Genomic DNA, 19,090 nt, shown 5'->3' on the forward strand with positions numbered 1-19,090 from the left:
CGCGGCGGAAGCTCGCGGGCCTTTTGCTATGGAGCGCAGATCACCGCGCCGGCAGCGGCGAAGGGCCGTAGGCGTTCGTTTGGGGCTGCGAGGGCTGCACCCACCAGAACAGCAGCAGCAGCAGGCCGAAGAGCGGAACCAGCATGATGAAGATCCACCAGCCGCTCCGTCCCACATCATGCAGGCGCCGGACGGTCACGGCGAGGGTGGGCAGGAACAATGCGAGGTGGGCGAGGCTCATCATCCAGTTCGGCGCGGTCATGGCGTACCAGCTGGCGACGCTCTCGCCGTTCGCCTGAATGTTCATGATCGTCCCGCTTATCAGCATTCCGCCGACGAGCATGATGGCCAGATCCACCAGCAGCGTGAACAGGGAGAACCACCAGAACTCGCTGCGGGGCGCCCGTCCCTGGAAGCCGGCATATTGGCTCAGGCAGCTGCGAACGGCTTCGATGAATGTCATGGCCCCTCCTCGCGCGCCGTGACCCTGCGGCTGCGCCGGGCTACCTATAGCGGAAGCGTCCGCGCGCGGCCAACCAAGCCGGCGGTCGCCGGGCCGGGGCCGCGGGGGACTTCATGGAACTGATCTTTGCGATCGTCGGCGCGGCTGTGCTGGCGCTGGCCGTGGTGGTCGCCCGCAAATTCAGGGTGTTCCACCAGCAGGCCCTCGCGCGCGTAGCCTCCGGCAGCGAGATGGCCGCGCTGCCGGGCGGCGTGGTGGAATATGCCGATCGCGGCACGGGCCCGGTGCTGCTCTCCATCCATGGCGCGGGCGGCGGGTTCGACCATGGCCTGTTCTTCGCGGACGAATTGATGGGCGGCGGCTTCCGCCTCATCTCGCCCTCGCGCTTCGGCTATCTGCGCACCGGCACGCCCGCCGCAGGAGTGGATGCGCCGGACGGCGGCATCGCCGCGCAGGCCGATGCCCATGCCGCCCTGCTCGACCATCTCGGCCTCGACAAGGTGATCGTGATGGGTCTGTCGGCGGGCGCGCGGTCGGCCGCGGCGCTGGCCGTTCGCCATCCGGACAAGGTGCGGGCGCTGGTGCTGCTGGTGCCGGCCCTCGACGCGCCGCACAGCCCGGTGGCGACCGACCCCATTGGAGGCAGCCGGCTCGCCTTCGCCATCGTGAAGGCCGGGGGCGATTTCTTCTGGTGGCTGATCGGCGCCCTCGGCCCCTCGATGGTGATCCGCTTCGTGGGCGTGCGGCCGGCGCTCCTCGCTCAAGCGGGCGAGCAGGAACGCGCCCGCGTGCTCAAGATCGCCGCCGCCATCGCGCCGGTGTCCGAGCGCGCGGCCGGCATCCGGCTCGACAGCGCCTGCCCGCACCCCGTGCTGCCGCTGGAGCGCATCACGGCACCGACCCTCATCGTCTCGGCGCGGGACGATCTCTTCAACACGTTGCCGGCTGCGGAGGTGGCGGCGGCGCGTATCCCCGGCGCCCGGCTCATCGCCTACAACACCGGCGGCCACCTGCTGGTGGGGCGAGCCGCGCAGACGCGCGCGGCCGTGCGCGCATTTCTCGATGAAGTCGCGCCGTGATGAGAATTTGGAGGCAGGGAATGGATGGTAGCAGCGGGCGGATTTGAACCGCCGACCTCCGGGTTATGAATCCGGCGCTCTCACCGACTGAGCTACGCTGCCACAACACACATCCGACGCAAGTTGCGTCAGGAGACGCGCATATAGAGGCGGGGCCACGCGGGTGTCAAGAATCCCCGCGCGCCCTGTGAACAGAAGGCTTGCGGCCGAAAGGCTCAGGCCGCCTTCTTCTTGATGCGCACCATCTTGAAGAAGCCCACCGGGAAGACGGGAGCGATGCTCACCACTTCCATGTCGGGGTATTTGGCCGCCCAGTTGCGCAGCCGGCTGGCTTTGAAGGCGATGCTCCAGCCGACCTTCTTGACCAGTGGCGCCAGCGCCGCCTCGATGTGCATGGTCGCGCCTTCGTCCGCCCCGAGCTTGGAGGCGATGACGATCTCGCCGCCCGGCCGCAGCACGCGGTACATCTCGTCCAGCGCGCCCTCGGGGTCGGGCACCAGCGTGATGACGAAGGGCACGGTGACGGCGTCGAAGCTGTGGTCGGCGAAGCCGAGCTTGCAGGCGTCCATGGCGCAGAGCAGGCCCACCTGCTTCAGGCCCCGCTCCACCTTCTTCTCCACCGCCTTCTGCAGCATGTGGAAGGACAGATCGATGCCGGTGACGCGGCAGCCGGCGGGGTAATAGGGCAGCACCAGACCGGTGCCGACGCCCACTTCCAGAATGTCGGGACCGCAGGCGGCAGCGGCGGCGGAGGTCTTGCGCTGGGCGTCCGCCAGCAGCTTCACATAGACCTTGTCATAGATGGGCGCCCACTTGGCATAGGCCTTCTTCTGGCCTTCGAGATCGTACTGAACCGCCATTGCCGTCTCTCCCGCCCCGCATCCTCAGGCGACCTCCGCGACCGCCTTCGCCACCCGCTCCGCCTTCACGATGGTGCCACCGCCCAGAAGGCGGGCACCGGCGCCGGGGGCATCGTAGAGCACGCAGGCCTGCCCCGGCGCAACGCCTTCCTCGCCGAGCGCGAGATGCACGGCCGGGGTGCCATCCGCCGTGCGGCCGAGGCGCGCCGGTACCGGGGGACGGGTGGAGCGCACCTTCACATACACCTCGGCCTCGGCATCCAGCGCCGCGGCGAAGGGGATGTCGCCCAGCCAGTTCACGTCGGCCATGGAAATGGCCCGCACCGCCAACGCCTCGCGCGGGCCGACCCGCACCTCGCGCCGGGAGGCATCGATGGAGATCACGTAGAGCGGCTCGGGCGTGGCGATGCCGAGGCCCTTGCGCTGGCCGATGGTGTAATGGAGCACGCCCTTGTGGCGGCCCAGCACCCGGCCATCCAGATGCACGATGTCGCCCGCCTCGCCGGCCTCGGGCCGCAGGCGCTGCACCACCTCGGCATAATCGCCGCCGGGCACGAAACAGATGTCCTGGCTGTCCGGCTTCTCCGCCACCGGCAGGCCGAATTCGGCCGCGAGCGCCCGCACGTCCGCCTTCTGCATCTCGCCGAGGGGAAAGCGCAGCTTGTCGAGCTGGGCAGTGGTGGTGGCATAGAGGAAATAGGACTGGTCCCGCGCCTCTTCCGCCGCGCGGAACAGGCCGCGCCCGCCGCCGGGTAGCGCGCGGCTCGCCACGTAATGGCCGGTGGCGAGAAAACGCGCGCCCAGTTCCTCGGCGGTGGCGAGCAGGTCGCGGAACTTGACGGTGCGGTTGCAGTCCACGCAGGGGATGGGGGTGACGCCGGCCGCATAGCTCGCGGCGAAGCGGTCGATCACCTCCTCGCGGAAGCGGCTTTCATAATCGAGCACATAGTGCGGAATGCCCAGCGTGCGCGCCACTTCGCTGGCATCATAGATGTCCTGCCCCGCGCAGCACGAGCCGGCCCGGTGCGCCGCCTCGCCATGGTCGTAGAGCTGGAGGGTGACGCCCACCACGTCATAGCCGGCGCGGGCGAGCAGCGCCGCCACCACGGACGAATCCACCCCGCCCGACATGGCCACCACGACGCGCGTCGCCGCGCGTTCGGCACGGGCGGCGTCGGAGGCATCGAGGAGGAGGTCGTCGGTCATCGGGATCGTCGGTTTTCGGCCGTGGGGTCGGAAGGAGGCGCGGCAGAACGTATGCCGCACCGTCGCCAAGTGCAAACAAGGTGCAAACGATTGGCATCTGAGCCATGCGAGCGCGGCGAAAAAACGGCCTTCCCGCCCGCGCCGCGGCGGCCCGTCACCCCCGCGCGACCCGGCGGGCCGGCTCCTCGTCCTCCACCGGCCCCTCGAACACCGAGACGAGGGCGCGGCGGATGGTGGACTGGCGCGCGGCGCCGGTGATCTTCGCGCCCATCAGGTCGGTGACGTAGAACACGTCCACCGCCCGCTCGCCGAAGGTGGCGACATGGGCCGAGGCGATGTTGAGGTTGAGCCGCGACAGGGTGTTGGTGAGGGCGAACAGCAACCCCGGCCGATCGAGGCCGGAGACCTCCACCACCGTGTGGCGGTTCGACCAGGAATTGTTCACCGTCACCTCGGGCTCCACCGTGAAGGTGCGGCGGCCCTTGGGCAGCTTCTTGGCCATCACCTCCGGCAGGCGCACCTCGCCGGTGAGCGCCTGCTCCACCGCTTCCCGGATGCGGTTGGCGCGGCGCAGCTCGTCCTCGTCATGGTCGAAGGCGCGGCGAATGGCGATGGTGTCCAGCGCCAGCCCGTCCGTGGTGGTGGAGATCTGCGCATCCACGATGTTGGCGCCCGCCGCGGCGCAGGCCCCGGCGATGATGGAGAGCAGCTTGGGATGGTCCGGCGCCAGCACGGTGAGCGTGGTGATGCCGCGGCCCGGCTCCAGCGACGCATGGGTGGCGATGGAGCGGCCCGCCGTCTCCGCCTCGTCCACGAAGCGGGCGTGGCGCAGCTTGGTCTCGAGGTCCACGCGCAGCCAGTAGGGCGGATAATGGCGCGCCACATAGGCCGCCACCTTCTCGTCGTCCCAGTCGGAGAGGGCCGAGCGGAACTGCGACTGGGCGGCGGTGACGCGCTTGCCCCGGTCCACTTCCGAGAAGCCGCCGGTGAGCACCGGCTCGGTTTCATAATAAAGCGTGCGCAGGAGCTGCGCCTTCCAGCCGTTCCAGGTGCCCGGCCCCACCGCCTTGATGTCGGCCGTGGTGAGGATGGTGAGCAGCTTCATGCGCTCCAGGTTCTGCACCACGGAGGCGAAATTCTCGATGGTCTTGCGGTCGGAGAGATCGCGGGACTGGGCGACCGTGGACATGACGAGGTGCTGCTCCACCAGCCAGGCCACCGTCTCGGTCTCCACCGGGGAGAGGCCGAAGCGCGGGCAGAGCTTGCGGGCAATGCGGGCGCCGGCCACCGAGTGGTCCTCCGGGCGCCCCTTTGCGATGTCGTGCAGCAACAGGGCGACATAGAGCAGGTTGCGGTTCTTCACCGTGCCCATGAGCTCGTTGGCGAGCCCGTTCTCCGGGTTCACCTTCCGCTCGATCTCCGAGAGGATACCGATGCAGCGCAGCAGGTGCTCGTCCACCGTGTAGTGGTGGTACATGTTGAACTGCATCATGGCGACGATCTTGCCGAACTCCGGCAGGAACCGCCCCAGCACGCCCACCTCGTTCATCCGCCTGAGCACCGTCTCGGGCGCGTCCTTGGAGGTGACGATCTCCAGGAACAGGCGGTTCGCCTCTGGATTCTCGCGCACGCTCGCATCGATGAGGCCGAGGGAGCGGGCGGCGAGCTGGCTGGCGTCGGGATGCAGCGCGAGGTTGCGCTTGTCGGCCACGTGGAAGATGCGGATGAGGTTCACCGGGTCGCGGTTGAACGCCTCCGGGTCCGCCACGTTCAGGCGGTCATGGTCGAGGATGAAGTCCGTCGTGTCCTTCAGCGTGATGCGGCGGGAGCCGGCGCGGAAGCGCTCCACCATGCCCTTGAGGCCCGGCACCGGCTTCTCGTGGCGCTCTTCCAGCGCGGCGGAGAGGATGGCGGTGAGGTCGCCCACATCCTTCGCCACGAGGAAATAGTGCTTCATGAAGCGTTCCACGTCCTTCTGGCCGGGATGCTCCGTATAGCCGAGGCGCAGCGCCATCTCCCGCTGCAGGTCGAAGGAGAGGCGGTCCTCGGCGCGGCCAGTGAGGAAGTGCAGGTGGCAGCGCACGGACCACAGGAAGTCCTCGCACTTCTTGAAGAGGTTCGCCTCCTCGCGGGTGAACACGCCCTTGGCGACGAGCTGGCTCGCGGTCTGCACCCGGTAGACGTATTTGGAGATCCAGAAGAGCGTGTGCAGGTCCCGGAGGCCGCCCTTGCTCTCCTTGACGTTCGGCTCGACGAGGTAGCGCGACTGGCCGGAGCGGCGCAGGCGGTCCTCGCGCTCGGCCATCTTGGCGGCGACGAATTCGGCGCCAGTGCCCTCGACCACTTCCTTGTCGAAGCGCTTCTCCAGATCCTCGAACAGCGCCTTGTCGCCGACGAGGAAGCGCGCTTCGAGAATGGAGGTGCGGATGGTGAAGTCGGCCCGGGCCTGCCGCAGGCATTCATCGACCGAGCGGGTGGCGTGGCCCACCTTCAGCCCGAGGTCCCAGAGGATGTAGAGCATGGCCTCGGCGACGCTCTCGCCCCAGGCCGTCTGCTTGTAGGGCAGCACGAACAGGATGTCGGTGTCGGAGCCCGGCGCCATCATGCCGCGGCCGTATCCACCAACCGCCACCACCGCCATGCGCTCGGAGCGTGAGGGATTGTCCACCGGATAGAGGAAGGTGGTTGCCACCTCATAGGCGCTGGTGATGACCGCATCCTGCAGCGCGGAGAGGCGCATGGCGCAGCAGCGGCCGCAGCCGTCTTCCAGCAGCAGGCGCTCGGCGGCGGCGCGGCCTTCCTGCATGCCCTTCTTGAGGCGTGCGACGACGGCGTTGCGCAAATCGAGGTCGCGGCCCTTGTGGGCGGAAGCGATTTCCCGGATCTCGGCCTTGAGGGCCTGGCCTTCGAAGGGTTCGCCGATGACGCGGTTGACCTTGGAGGAACGGACGGTGGGCATTGCTCGGCGATCTGGAAGCACGAAGGACAGGAGCCCTCATCTGTACCGCAATCAGCGCCCGGCCGCGAGCGGCGTTCATTGGTCGCTCTCGAATCGGCCGCAGCGGAACCTATATTTCTGTGATGGAACACATGCCGTACGGACAGCTTCGCACCGGGACCGGCCAAACATGCCGCAAGGTCATGTATGGCGCGGTGGCGCTTGCGATGGCGCTAGCGCCGGCCGGTGCCCTGGCCGCGACGGGTGTGGGCACGCCCATCGTGGGCGGAGCGGCGGTCATTCCCCCGATCCAGCGGCCGGCGCCGCGGCCCGTGGTGCGGCCAGCACCGACCGTTCCGCGGGCGCCCACGGTCGTCACGCCCAGGCCGAAGCTGCCGGCGCCGAAGCCAGTGGTGCCCACCGATCCCATCATCAAGCCCGCGCCGTTCCGCACCAACACGCCCATCGGCGGCCAGCCCGGCTCCGGCGCGCCGCTCGGCGTGCTGCCGGGCGGCCTCGCCACGCCGCTCGTGGGTCCGGCCCCGGCGCCGAATACCTGCTGGTTCTACACCACGCCGGCGAAGACGGTGGGCTACTGGAGCAAGTGCCCCTAGGGCGACCGCCGGAAGACCACCCGCGAAAACGCTTGCCGCGTAACGCTTCCTTGAGGTCAGGCGGGCACCATCTGCCCCAGCGGCTGATCTTCGCCCCATTTTGGTGGTGGAAGGAGCCGCGCGGCCCGAAGGCAGGCCGGCTATGCGACGGGAATTGGAATGACCGCACAGGGACGGGGGGACGGCATGAGGCGCGAGCCGCTCATGGAGCGGCCCGAATCCCTGTTCGACATCCGCCTCGACCCGCGCGACCGCTCCGCCGCACCGCCCCCGGAACCGCCCCGCCCCGCCCGCAAGGCGGCCGCGCGGCCCAAGGCCAAGGCCGAGCCCGACATGCGTCCCGATCCCGCCCCGCGCCGCGGCCGCTCCGAGCCACCGCCCCGCCGGCCCCGCCGTGGCGGAGGGGGGCGTCTCGTGTTCCGGCTGGTGAAATGGGGCTTCATCCTGGGCGTGTGGGCGCTGCTCGCCCTCGCCGGCGTCATCGCCTACGAGGCGTCGAAGCTGCCGTCCATGCAGACGCTGATGATCCCCAAGCGTCCGCCCACCGTCACCGTGCAGGGGGCGGACGGCAAGACCATCGCCACACGCGGCGACATGGGGGGCGTCGCCGTGCCCATCGGCGAGTTGCCGCCCTATCTGCCCAAGGCCTTCGTGGCCATCGAGGACCAGCGCTTCTACAGCCATTTCGGCCTCGATCCCGAAGGCCTCGCGCGCGCCCTTGTCACCAACCTCACCTCAAGGCGGCTGCGGCAGGGCGGCTCGACGCTGACCCAGCAGCTCGCCAAGAACCTGTTCCTCACCCAGGAACGCACGGCCTCGCGCAAGATGCAGGAGCTGGTGCTGGCCCTGTGGCTGGAGCACAAGTTCACCAAGGACCAGCTGCTCGACCTCTATCTGAACCGCGTCTATTTCGGCGCCGGCGCCTATGGTGTGGAAGCTGCCGCCCAGCGCTATTTCGGCAAGTCCGCGCGGCAGGTGACTCTGGCCGAGGCCGCCATGCTGGCCGGGCTCGTCAACTCGCCCTCACGCCTGGCGCCGACGCGCAACCTCAAGGGCGCGCAGGCCCGCGCCAATCTGGTGCTGGCCGCCATGCGCGACCAGAAGATGATCACCGCCGACATGGCGAGCACCGCCCAGGGGCGCCCGGCACAGCTCGCCCGCAGCGGCATGCCCGATTCCTCCGGCTATGTGGCTGACTGGGTCATGGACCAGCTGGATTCCGTGCTCGGCGACGGCGAGCTGCCGGGCGACGTGGTGGTGCGCACCACCATCGATCCCGCCCTGCAGAAGGCGGGCGAGGCGGCGCTGGAGGACACGCTGGCGAAATCCGGCACCAAATACGGCGTCGGCCAGGGCGCCATCGTGGTGCTCGATCCCGACGGCGGGGTGAAGGCGCTGATCGGCGGCCGCTCCTATGCGGACAGCCAGTATAACCGCGCCGTCACCGCCCGGCGGCAGCCGGGCTCGGCCTTCAAGCCCTTCATCTATCTCACCGCCGTCGAGCACGGCCTGACGCCGGAGAGCGTGCGCGAGGATGCGCCCATCCAGCTCAAGGGCTGGCGGCCGGAGAACTCGACCCGCGACTATCGCGGCCCGGTGACGCTGACCACCGCGCTCGCGCTCTCCCTGAACACGGTGTCGGTGCGCCTCGTGCTGGAGTTCGGCCCCAAGGCGGTGGTGCAGACCGCCCATCGCATGGGCATCTCTTCGAACCTCGACCCCAACCCCTCCATCGCGCTGGGCACCTCGGAAGTGTCGGTGCTGGAGCTGGCGGGCGCTTATACGCCCTTCGCCAATGGCGGCCTCGGCGTCATGCCCCATGTCATCGACAGCGTGATCGGGCCGGACGGCAAGCCACTCTATGAACGCAACGTCACCGGCATGGGCCGCGTGGTCGCCTCCGAATATGTGGCGATGATGAACCACATGATGACCCAGACTCTGGCCGCCGGCACCGCCCGCCGCGCCGACCTCCCGGGCTGGGAAGCGGCCGGCAAGACCGGCACCTCGCAGGATTACCGCGACGCTTGGTTCGTCGGCTACACCGCCAAGTACGTGGCGGCGGTCTGGCTCGGCAATGACGATTCCTCGCCCACCAAGAAGGCCTCCGGTGCCAACCTGCCGGTGGAGATCTGGAGCCGCGTGATGAAGGCGGCCCATCAGGGCGTGCCGGTGGCGGAGCTTCCGGGCGGCCTGAGATCCTACGGCTTCGGCGGAAACGGCTACGGTCAGCCGGGCGCCACCTACCTGCCGCCCGCCGATTTGCCGGACGACCGTCCGCCGGCCGTGGTCGGCCAGATGCCGCCGCCCCCGCCCCAGCAGGAGCCGCCCATGACGCTGGACCGCTGGTTTGCGGAAACCTTCCTGGGCCAGGGCCGGCGGTAATCGGAGGCGCGCGCCTCGCCACGAGCGCTCTCGCCTTGCGCCCGCCGCCCTGCTCTAGGATAAGGCGTCATGACCGACACCCCTTCCCCCGCCGCCGAAGCCGATCCCTATCTGGAGCCCGGCCGCCTCCTGTTTGCCGGCGACTGGCAGTTCATCTCTGCGGCGCCCACCGTCGATGTGCTGCCGCCCATGCAGGGCATGGAGATCGCGCTGGCCGGCCGCTCCAACGTGGGCAAGTCGTCCCTCGTCAACGCGCTGACCGGCCGCAAGGCGCTGGCGCGCACCTCGGTGACGCCGGGGCGGACGCAGGAGCTGATCTTCTTCCGGGTAGGGCCGGAGCTGTGCCTGGTGGACATGCCGGGCTACGGCTTCGCCAAGGCGCCGAAGGAGAAGGTGGATGCCTGGACACGCACCATCAAGGACTATCTGCGCGGCCGGGTGAACCTTGCCCGCGTCTTCGTGCTCATCGATTCCCGCCACGGCATCAAGCCGGTGGACGAGGAGATCCTCGATCTTCTCGACAAGGCGGCCGTCTCCTACGCCATCATCCTCACCAAGGTGGATCAGGTGAAGCCGAGCGCCCTTCCCTCGGTGATCGCCGGGGTGGAGGAGAAGATCCGCCGGCGGCCGGCGGCCTATCCCAAGATCTTCCCCACCTCCAGCAATACCGGCCAGGGCTTTCCCGAGCTGCGCGCGGCGGTAGCGCAACTTCTCGCCGAGCAGGGCTGACGCCCGGCGCCCGCCGGCGGACCGGAGGGCGGCCAAAGCGCGCGACGCGCGGGCGCGGCCTCGGCCTGAAACCGAGGCCGATGGGATCAGCCCAGCAGGTCAGCGACCGTCAGCGCGATCACCAGCGTCGCCTTGTCGAGGTCCGAGAGCAGCAGGTTCTCGTCCGCCCGGTGGCCGTTGGCCTCCTCAATGGTGTGCGGGCCGGCACCGTAGAGCACCACGGGCACGCCGGCCTCGGCATAGAGGCGCGCGTCCGTATAGAGCGGCACGCCGGTGGTCTTCACCTCCTCGCCGGTGACGGCGGAAGCATTGCGGCAGATGACGCCGGCGAGGTGCATGGCCTTATCGTCCGGCACCAGTGGGCGGGCGATGAGGATGCGCCGCACCTCCGCTTTCGCCTTCGAGCCTTCCAGCGCCGTGGCGATGACGCCGCGCACCTCGGCCTCCACCTGTTCCGGGTTCTCGCCGGGCACGATGCGGCGGTCGAGGCGGAAGGTGACGCGGTCCGGCACCACATTGGTGTTGATGCCGCCGGAGATGAGCCCCACCGTGAGCTGCGGCGAGCCGATGCCCGGCACGTCCGAGACCTTTCCCTGCAGCGTGTCGCGATAGGCATAGAGCGCGGTAAGGATCTTGGTGGCCGCCTCCAGCGCGTCGATGCCGGTGAAGGGCAGCGCGGCGTGGGCCGACTTGCCGATCACCTCCACCTCAAGGTGCAGGCAGCCATTGTGCGCCACCACGACGCCATAGGAGAAGCCGGCCGAGACGGCATAGTCCGGCTTCGTCAGCCCGGTTTCGAGAATCCAGCCCGGCCCCACCTCGCCGCCGATCTCCTCGTCATAGGTGAAGTGCAGTTCCACCGTGCCCTTGAGCGGCAGGCCGGAGCGCTTCAGGGCGTCGAGGGCGAAGGCATAGGTGGCGAAGTCGGACTTGGAGACCGCTACGCCGCGGCCATACATGCGCCCGTCCACCACTTCGGCGCCGTAGGGGTCCTTGGTCCAGCCCTCGCCGGGGGGCACCACGTCGCCATGGGCGTTCAGCGCCACCACGGTGCCTTCACCGAACCGGTGGCGGATGATGAGGTTGGTGGCCGTGACCATGCCCGCCGCCTTCACCCGGTCGGCCGGCACGGCATGGCGCTCCACGGTGTAGCCGAGGGCTTCCAGCAGCTCGGCGGCGCGCGCCGCATGGGGGGCGCAATCGCCGGGGGGATTGTCGGAAGGCACCTTCACCAGCTCCGCCAGGAACTGGCGCTGCGCTTCGGTGCGCTCGGCGATCAGGCTGCGGAGGGTGTCGGCGTCGGCGGTGGACATGACGTCTTCCTTGTTCTTGGGGCGGGCCACGGCCCGCCGGTTCTCTCGGACTCGGATTCTACGCAATTCCTTTCGCAAAACCGCGATGCACTTTTGCGGGAATTGCTTCAGGGGGCGAGGGGGATGCGGTCTATTTGCCGGAGGCCCATTCCTTCAGCATGGCCCGGTCCTCGTCGGACAGTTCGGTGATGTTGTTGGGCGGCATGGCGTGGGTGAGGCCCGCCTGGACGAGGATGAGCTTGCGGTTCTTCGCGATGGCCTCCGGCGTGTCGAGCACGATGCCGCGCGGGGGAACCGCGAAGCCCTCATACACCGGCTCGGCGGCGTGGCACATGGCGCAGCGGCCCATGACGACGTTCTGGATGTCCACCGGCACGTCCACCGCCGGCCCGCTCCTGGCGTAGGCCGGGGAGACCAGCGGCGGCAGGCCGAGCGCCATGCGGCCGGCGGGCGTGGTGGTCGCCGAGATGAATATCGCGAGGATCAGGCACACGGCCGCCACCAGCCAGCACCACGCCTTGTCGCCGCGCCCGGCGTGCCGCTCGTTGTAGAAATAGCGGATCACCGTTCCCGCCACGAGCGCCAGCGCCACGATGACGAAGGCGTAGGGCGTGGAATAGGTCAGCGGGTAATGGTTGGAAATCATCAGGAAGACGACGGGCAGGGTGAAGTAGTTGTTGTGCCCGGACCGGAGCTTGGCTGTCTTGCCGTAATAGGGGTTCGGCACCTCCCCCGCCTTCAGCGCCGCCACCACCTTGTGCTGGTTGGGGATGATGACGAAGAAGACGTTGCCGCTCATGATGGTCGCCATCAGCGCGCCGGTATGGATGAAGGCGGCGCGGGGCGAGAACACCTGCTGGTACAGGAACGCGGCCAGCACCACGCCGGCGAACACGATGATGCCCACCACCAGCGGCTTGTCGCCGAGCTTCGAGCGGCAGAGCTGGTCATAGGCGATCCACCCCGCCGCGAGTCCGCCGAGGCCGATGACGAGGGCGGTGATGGGCTTCAGGTTCATCACCGCCGGGTCGATCAGGAAGATCGAGGACTGGTAGTAATAGACCCAGATGAGTAGGAAGAAGCCGGTGATCCAGGTGGCGTAGGACTGCCACTTGTGCCAGCCCAGCTCCTCCGGGAGAAAATCGGGCGCCACCAGATACTTCTTCACCTGATAGAAGCCGCCGCCATGCACCTCCCACGCCTCGCCACCCTTGCCGGGCGGGATGTCGGCACAGGCCTTCAGGCTGGCATCAAGGTGCATGAAGTAGAAGGACGAGCCGATCCACGCCATGCCGGCGATGATGTGCGTCCAGCGCAGCAGCAGGCTGCCATACTCGTGGAGGATGGGTTCCATTGCCGTTTCAGATCCCGTGGCTGGAAGAGGAGGGCGCATTGGCCCCTGTCACGCCCGCCGGCGGGGACCATTGGCCCCGGCCCGTGGCGTGGGTATCGTTCTTGTGGCGTCGGGTGAGGGGTGACGAAGCGTGCTGGAGAACATGAAGGCCTTCGTCGCCTCGGTGGAGAGCGAGAGCTTCTCGGAGGCCGGCCGTCGCCTGCATCTCTCCGCCAACGTGGTGAGCCACCGCATCCAGATGCTGGAGAAGCACCTCGGCTGCCGGCTGTTCAACCGCACAACCCGCCGCATGAGCCTGACCGAGCAGGGGCGCGTCTATTACGAGGCGATCACCGAGGCCCTGCGCCTCATCGAGGCCGCGGAAAGCAATGTCTCGGAATTGGGCGCCCTGCCCCGCGGCGCGCTCAGGGTGACGGCGCCGCTCCATCTCGGCCGGCGGCTGGTGGCGCAGGTGGCCGCGCGCTACCAGGAAATCCATCCCGAGATCGACGTGCGCCTGCGCCTGTCGGAACATACCCTCGACCTCATCGCCGAATCCATCGACGTGGCGCTGCGCCTCGCCACCTTCGAGGATTCCAGCATGATCATGCGCAAGGTGGCGCAGGTCGAGCGCATTGTGTGCGCTGCACCCAGCTATCTGGAGCGGGCCGGCGTGCCGCAGCGGCCGCAGGATCTGCTCACGCATCAATGCCTCCTCCTGCGGTTCGCGAGCCTTCGGGAATTGCGCTGGATGCTCACCGACGAGGGCCGGGACCTCGCCGTTCCCGTCACCGGCCATCTGGAGGCCGACGACGGCGACGTGCTGACGGTGTGGGCCGTCGAGGGCCGCGGCATCGTGGTGAAGCCGCGGTTCGAGGTGGCGGACGCCCTCGCGGACGGCCGCCTCGTGCCGCTCTTGGAGAAGAACCCGCCCCAGCCGGCGACGCTGGCGGTGCTCTACCCCGCCCGCCAGCTGGTGCCGCTGAAGGTGAAGGCCTTCGCCGATATGCTGGTGGAGGAGGGGCGGCGCTACATCGCCCGGGAGCTGGCCAAGATCGGGGAGCGGCTGCCGGCCTGAGCCTTTCGACACCGACATGCATCCGCCCCCCGGCTTGCCCCTGACCGGACCTCAGTGCGCCTCGGCCTGCTTGGCGGCGGCGACGATCTCCTCGGTGGAGCTCTTCTTCACGCCGTTGAAGAAGACGTTGAGCACCACGGCGACGATGGCGCAGAGCAGGATGCCGCTCTCCAGCAGCGGGTGCAGCTCATGCGGCAGCGCCTTGAAGAAGTTGGGCGACACCAGCGGGATCATGCCGAAGCCCACCGAGATGGCGACGATGAAGAGGTTATTGCGGTTGGTCTTGAAGTCGACGCCGGTGAGGATGCGCGCGCCGGTGGCCGCCACCATGCCGAACATCACGAGACCCGCGCCGCCCAGCACCACCTGAGGCACCGCCTCCACCAAAGCGGCCATCTTCGGCAGCAGGCCGAGGCCCAGCATGATGATGCCGCCCGTCACCGTCACCCAGCGCGAGCGCACGCCGGTGACGCCGACGAGACCCACGTTCTGCGAGAAGGAGGTGTAGGGGAAGGTGTTGAAGATGCCGCCGAGCAGCGTGCCGACGCCATCGGCGCGCAGGCCGCGGGCCAGCGCCTTCTCGTCCACCGGCTTGCCGGTCATGTCGGAGAGGGCGAGGAACATGCCCAGCGACTCGATCATCACCACGATCATCACGATGCACATGGTGATGATGGGCACGAGGTGGAACGTGGGCATGCCGAAGTGGAACGGCAGGATGACGTCGAACCAGGCCGCCGCGCCCACCTTCTCGAAATGCATGATGCCGAGGGCGGTGGACAAAACGGCGCCGGCGACGATGCCCAGCAGCACCGCGACATTGGCGACGAAGCCCTTGCCGAAGCGGATGAGGGCGAGGATCACCAGCAGCACGAACAGGGCGATGCCGAGGCCCTGAAGCTGCCCGTAATTCGGGTTCGCCACCTGGACCACCTTGCCGTCGATGGTCTGGGTGAGGAAGGGGATGCCGCCGCCGGCCCAGTTGATGCCCACCCGCATGAGCGAGATGCCGATCACCATGATGATGGTGCCCGTGACCACCGGCGGGAACAGAGGCAGCAGGCGCGAGATGAAGGGCGCAACGATGATGCCGAAGATGCCGGCGGCAATCACCGAGCCGTAGATGCCGAGAATGCCGATGGACGGATCGTTCGCCATCGACAGCATCGGGCCGACGGAGGCGAAGGTGACGCCCATCATCACCGGCAGGCGGATGCCGACGCCGAGGAAGCCGAGGCACTGCGCGAGAGTCGCGAGGCCGCAGGCGAACAGGTCGGCCGAGATCAGGAACGCCACCTGCTCCGGCGGCAGCTTGAGCGCGCGGCCGATGATGAGCGGCACCGCGACGGCGCCGGCATACATCACCAGCACATGCTGGAGGCCGAGCACCGCGAGTTTCGGTGCGGGCAAGACTTCGTCAACGGGATGAACGGTTTGTGACATGAGGTCCCCCAATGGAATGGGCCGTCGATGCGGGAAGGGCGTTCTTCAAAATTATTGGCGACGGCAACGCTCCGGCGCGGCTCCGAACGGGCATTGCCCAACTCATCGGCATGCCTCATTGGAGATCAAATCCTGCGCGGGGAAAATACGTTTGGTAATCGGAATATCTTCCGATTTTTTTGGAAAATGGATCGGCCAAGCGCGGGTTATGCTGCCGCGCAGCGGAGCGTTCGCCCGGCCCCCTGCCCTGCATCCGCAAGGCTTCGACCGGGACATGAGCGCTCGGATCAGGAGACGAGGAAGCGATGGGGCGGCTGTCCACTCATGTGCTCGATACGGTATCCGGTGGCCCGGCCGCCGATGTGGCGGTGGAACTTTACCGGCTGGCGGCCGATGGCGGGCGCACCCTCGTCACCACCCGCCGCACCAATGCGGACGGTCGCACCGATGCCCCCTTGCTGGCGGGAGACGACTTCATCCCCGGCACCTATGAACTGGTCTTCCATATCGGCGCCCATTTCCGCGCCACCGGCGCGCCGGTGGCCGACCCGCCCTTCCTCGACGTGGTGCCCCTGCGCGTGACCCTGATCGAAGGGCATTATCACGTGCCGCTCCTGTGCGCCCCGTGGAGCTATTCCACCTATCGGGGGTCCTGAGCCCATGCCCGCCCCCTTCACCGGACGCGATAATTCCGGCATCCCCACCGATCCCGTCACCGGCAAGCCCTATCCGCGCGATCTGGTGGGCTACGGCCGCAATCCCCCCCATCCCCACTGGCCGGGGGATGCGCGCATCGCCGTGCAGTTCGTGGTGAATTACGAGGAGGGCGGCGAGAATTCGGTCCTCCATGGCGACAATGCCTCGGAAGCCTTCCTGTCCGAGATCATCGGCGCCGTGCCCTGGCCCCGCCAGCGGCACATGAACATGGAGTCCGTCTACGAGTTCGGCGCCCGCGTCGGCATCTGGCGGCTGCTGCGCCTGTTCGGCGAGCGCAACATGCCGGCGACGGTCTATGGCGTCGCCACCGCCCTCGCCCGCAATCCCGATGCCGTCGCGGCCATGCAGCAGGCCGGCTGGGAGCTGGCGAGCCACGGCTACAAGTGGATCGAATACAAGGACTTCACCCGCGACGCCGAGCGCGAGCACATCGAGGAGGCGGTGCGCCTGCATACGCAGGTGACGGGCGCCCGTCCGCTCGGCTTCTACCAGGGCCGCTCGGCGGAACACACCGTGCCGCTGCTGATGGAGGAAGGCGGCTTCCTCTATGTGGCCGACAGCTATGCGGACGAGCTGCCCTACTGGATCTATGGGCCGCGCGGCCCGCAGCTCGTGGTGCCCTACACGCTGGACGCCAACGACATGCGCTTCTCGGTGGCGGCGGGCTTTTCCAACGGCACGGAATTCTTCGACTATCTGAAGGACAGCTTCGACCTGCTCTATGCCGAGGGCGCGACCGCCCCGCGCATGATGTCCATCGGCCTCCACCCCCGCCTCGCGGGCCGGCCGGGCCGGGCGCAGGCCCTCGCCCGCTTCCTCGACTACATCGCCGGGCACGAGAAGGTGTGGGTGGCGCGCCGCCTCGACATCGCCCGCCACTGGATCGCCCATCACCCGCCGGCGGGGGGATACCGGCCCACCTACATGCCGCGCGGCCTGTTCGTGGAGCGGTTCGGCGGCGTCTACGAGCATTCGCCCTGGATCGCGGAAGGCGCCTATGACCGCCGCCTCACCACGCGCGCCGACACCGCCGAGGGCCTCAACGAAGCGCTGGCAGCCGTGCTGCGCGCGGCTCCGGCCGAGAAGCAGATGGGGGTCATCCAAGCCCATCCCGACCTTGCCGGCAAGCTCGCCGAGGCAAAGCTGCTGACCGCCGATTCCGCCGCCGAGCAGGCCTCCGCCGGCCTCGACCAGCTCACGGCGGAGGAAAAGGCCCGGTTCACCGCGCTGAACGACGCCTACAAGGCGAAGTTCGGCTTCGTCTTCATCATGGCCATCCGCGGACGCAGCAAGGCCGACATCCTCGCCGCCTTCGAGCGCCGGCTCGCCCATGACCGCGAGACCGAGGTGGCCGAGGCGCTGGCGCAGATCGAGCGCATCGCCTTGCTGCGCCTGTCCCAGATGCTGCCGGCCGCGTCCTGAACAAGGTTTTCTCCGTGTCCCGATCTGCCCCCGGCTCCGCCCCGCTCCCCTCTCCCCTCGACGGCGAGGTCATCGTCTCCCGTCTGAAGGAGCTTGCCGCCTGCACCGACGTGCCCGGCGAGATGACCCGCCTGACCCTCACCCCCGCCCACAAAAGGGCGGCGGCGCAGGTGTCGTTCTGGATGCGGGAGGCGGGGCTGGCGCAGGTCCATATGGACGCCACCGGCTCCATCGTCGGCCGTTATGCCGCCGACCGTGCCAATGCCAAGACCCTCGTCCTCGGCTCCCACATCGATACCGTGCGCAATGCCGGCATCTATGACGGCAATCTCGGCGTGCTCACCGCCATCGCCGCCGTGGAGGCGCTGAAGCAGCAGGGCATCCGCCTGCCTTTCGCCATCGAGGTCGCGGCCTTCGCCGACGAGGAGGGCGTGCGCTTCCTCTCCACCCTCACCTCCTCCAAGGCCATGGCCGGCATCTTCGATCCGAAGAGCCTCGAGGACGTGGACGCCCAGGGCATCTCCCGCATGGAGGCGCTGCGCTCCTTCGGCGCGCCGGTGGATCGCGTCGCTGACTGCCGGCGCGATCCGGCGGACACGCTCGGCTATGTGGAAGTGCATATCGAGCAGGGGCCGGTGCTGGAGGCCGCGGGCGCGCCGCTCGGCATCGTCACTGGCATCGCCGGGGCCTCGCGCGGGCATGTGCGCATCCGGGGCGAGGCCGGCCATTCCGGCACCCTGCCCATGGCCATGCGCCATGACGCCCTCACCGCCGCCGCCGAGATGATCCTCGCCGTGGAGGCGCGCGGCCGCGCCGACGGCAAGGAGCTCGTGGCCACCGTGGGCACGCTCCTCATCGCCGGCAGCGCAGTGAACGTGGTGCCCGGCGAGGTGCAGTTCTCCCTCGACGTGCGCGCCCTCTCCGACGAATTGCGCATCCGCGCCGTCGCCGACATCCGCGCCGCCGTGGCCGATATCGCGGAGCGGCGCGGGGTGAAGGCCAGCGTGGACATCGGCCACGAAGTGCCCGCCGCGCCGTGTCATGGCCCGCTCAAGGAGCGCATGGCCAAGGTGGTGGAGGGCCTTCAGCTTCCCGTGGTGCGGCTACCCTCGGGCGCCGGGCACGATGCCATGGTGTTTCGCGGCGTGATGCCCATGGCCATGCTGTTCGTGCGCTCGGAGAACGGCAGCCACAACCCCCGCGAATACGCCGCCCCCGCCGACATCGGCCTCGCGGCGGAAGCGCTCTATGCGTTCCTGCTGAAGACGGCGGAGGAGATGTGAGGGACTCCCCGTCCGCTGTCATCATCCGTGAGTCTCCACCGCTCAACCGTCATCGCCCGGCTTGTCCGGGCGATCCACTGGTGGTCTGACGCTAAGCCTTAATGGCTGGGCGCCGACAGGCGGAAGGGTGGATCCCCCGGATGAACCGGGGGATGACGGCTCTTGCGGCGCGGGCGCCGCCTCTTACCCCCGCCCACCAAAGCGGAGCACGAAGGCACACCTAAAGT

At 68.6% G+C, this 19,090-nt stretch carries 15 protein-coding genes and 1 tRNA gene; 8 read left to right on the plus strand and 8 right to left on the minus strand.

Annotated elements, in window-relative coordinates:
- Positions 1-40: 40 nt before the first annotated feature.
- Positions 41-463 carry a DUF805 domain-containing protein gene (locus FHT36_RS06435; RefSeq protein ID WP_169121692.1) on the minus strand — a complete coding sequence of 141 codons (423 nt, stop codon included), beginning with the start codon at positions 461-463 and terminating at the stop codon, positions 41-43.
- A 113-nt stretch (positions 464-576) separates the two neighbouring features.
- Here FHT36_RS06435 and FHT36_RS06440 point away from each other — a divergent pair, with 113 nt between their 5' ends.
- The gene (locus FHT36_RS06440) at positions 577-1,542 is read left to right on the plus strand and encodes an alpha/beta fold hydrolase (protein ID WP_169121693.1); all 966 of its coding nucleotides are present in this window, start codon (positions 577-579) and stop codon (positions 1,540-1,542) included.
- A gap of 25 nt (positions 1,543-1,567) precedes the next feature.
- On the opposite strand, the gene FHT36_RS06445 is transcribed toward FHT36_RS06440, so the two are convergent.
- The 4 genes from FHT36_RS06445 to FHT36_RS06460 form a co-directional block, all read right to left on the minus strand.
- A tRNA-Met gene (locus FHT36_RS06445) sits at positions 1,568-1,644 on the minus strand.
- Positions 1,645-1,757: 113 nt separating this feature from the next.
- Complete coding sequence (locus tag FHT36_RS06450; protein ID WP_169121694.1) at positions 1,758-2,402, minus strand: class I SAM-dependent methyltransferase; 645 nt, start codon at positions 2,400-2,402, stop codon at positions 1,758-1,760.
- A 24-nt stretch (positions 2,403-2,426) separates the two neighbouring features.
- Positions 2,427-3,608, minus strand: a complete 1,182-nt coding sequence (mnmA, locus tag FHT36_RS06455) for a tRNA 2-thiouridine(34) synthase MnmA (protein ID WP_169121695.1) — start codon at positions 3,606-3,608, stop codon at positions 2,427-2,429.
- Positions 3,609-3,762: 154 nt separating this feature from the next.
- Complete coding sequence (locus FHT36_RS06460) at positions 3,763-6,567, minus strand: [protein-PII] uridylyltransferase (protein ID WP_169121696.1); 2,805 nt, start codon at positions 6,565-6,567, stop codon at positions 3,763-3,765.
- A 131-nt stretch (positions 6,568-6,698) separates the two neighbouring features.
- Between FHT36_RS06460 and FHT36_RS06465 the strand changes: the two genes are divergently transcribed.
- The 3 genes from FHT36_RS06465 (at position 6,699) to yihA (ending at position 10,274) form a co-directional block, all read left to right on the plus strand.
- Positions 6,699-7,160, plus strand: coding sequence for a hypothetical protein (locus FHT36_RS06465; RefSeq protein ID WP_169121697.1), 462 nt, complete (start codon positions 6,699-6,701; stop codon positions 7,158-7,160).
- A gap of 186 nt (positions 7,161-7,346) precedes the next feature.
- Positions 7,347-9,545 carry a transglycosylase domain-containing protein gene (locus tag FHT36_RS06470; RefSeq protein ID WP_237354459.1) on the plus strand — a complete coding sequence of 733 codons (2,199 nt, stop codon included), beginning with the start codon at positions 7,347-7,349 and terminating at the stop codon, positions 9,543-9,545.
- Between the two features lie 69 nt (positions 9,546-9,614).
- Positions 9,615-10,274, plus strand: coding sequence for a ribosome biogenesis GTP-binding protein YihA/YsxC (gene yihA, locus FHT36_RS06475; RefSeq protein WP_169121699.1), 660 nt, complete (start codon positions 9,615-9,617; stop codon positions 10,272-10,274).
- 86 nt (positions 10,275-10,360) lie between these two features.
- Here yihA and FHT36_RS06480 read toward each other — a convergent pair whose 3' ends face one another.
- A complete protein-coding gene (locus tag FHT36_RS06480) occupies positions 10,361-11,587 on the minus strand; it encodes an ArgE/DapE family deacylase (protein ID WP_169121700.1) in 1,227 nt (408 codons plus the stop codon).
- Positions 11,588-11,717: 130 nt separating this feature from the next.
- Positions 11,718-12,941, minus strand: coding sequence for a urate hydroxylase PuuD (locus FHT36_RS06485; protein ID WP_169121701.1), 1,224 nt, complete (start codon positions 12,939-12,941; stop codon positions 11,718-11,720).
- Positions 12,942-13,071: 130 nt separating this feature from the next.
- On the opposite strand from FHT36_RS06485, the gene FHT36_RS06490 reads away from it, so the two are divergent.
- A complete protein-coding gene (locus tag FHT36_RS06490; protein WP_229643417.1) occupies positions 13,072-13,998 on the plus strand; it encodes a LysR family transcriptional regulator in 927 nt (308 codons plus the stop codon).
- Positions 13,999-14,049: 51 nt separating this feature from the next.
- Here the strand turns inward: FHT36_RS06490 and FHT36_RS06495 are convergent, their stop codons facing one another.
- Positions 14,050-15,441 (minus strand): nucleobase:cation symporter-2 family protein, encoded by a 1,392-nt coding sequence (locus tag FHT36_RS06495; RefSeq protein WP_169121702.1) that lies wholly within the window; start codon positions 15,439-15,441, stop codon positions 14,050-14,052.
- A 305-nt stretch (positions 15,442-15,746) separates the two neighbouring features.
- On the opposite strand from FHT36_RS06495, the gene uraH reads away from it, so the two are divergent.
- From uraH to FHT36_RS06510, 3 genes are read left to right on the plus strand one after another with little or no spacing between them, the layout of a single operon-like run.
- The gene (uraH, locus tag FHT36_RS06500) at positions 15,747-16,097 is read left to right on the plus strand and encodes a hydroxyisourate hydrolase (protein ID WP_169121703.1); all 351 of its coding nucleotides are present in this window, start codon (positions 15,747-15,749) and stop codon (positions 16,095-16,097) included.
- Between the two features lie 4 nt (positions 16,098-16,101).
- Positions 16,102-17,580 (plus strand): allantoinase PuuE, encoded by a 1,479-nt coding sequence (gene puuE, locus FHT36_RS06505; RefSeq protein ID WP_169121704.1) that lies wholly within the window; start codon positions 16,102-16,104, stop codon positions 17,578-17,580.
- Between the two features lie 14 nt (positions 17,581-17,594).
- Entirely contained in the window at positions 17,595-18,863 is a 1,269-nt protein-coding gene (locus tag FHT36_RS06510; RefSeq protein WP_348644387.1) for an allantoate amidohydrolase, read from the plus strand.
- The last annotated feature ends 227 nt before the right edge of the window (positions 18,864-19,090 follow it).

The organism is Xanthobacter sp. SG618, assembly GCF_012932745.1.
In the GTDB taxonomy this organism is placed as follows: Bacteria; Pseudomonadota; Alphaproteobacteria; order Rhizobiales; family Xanthobacteraceae; genus Xanthobacter; species Xanthobacter flavus.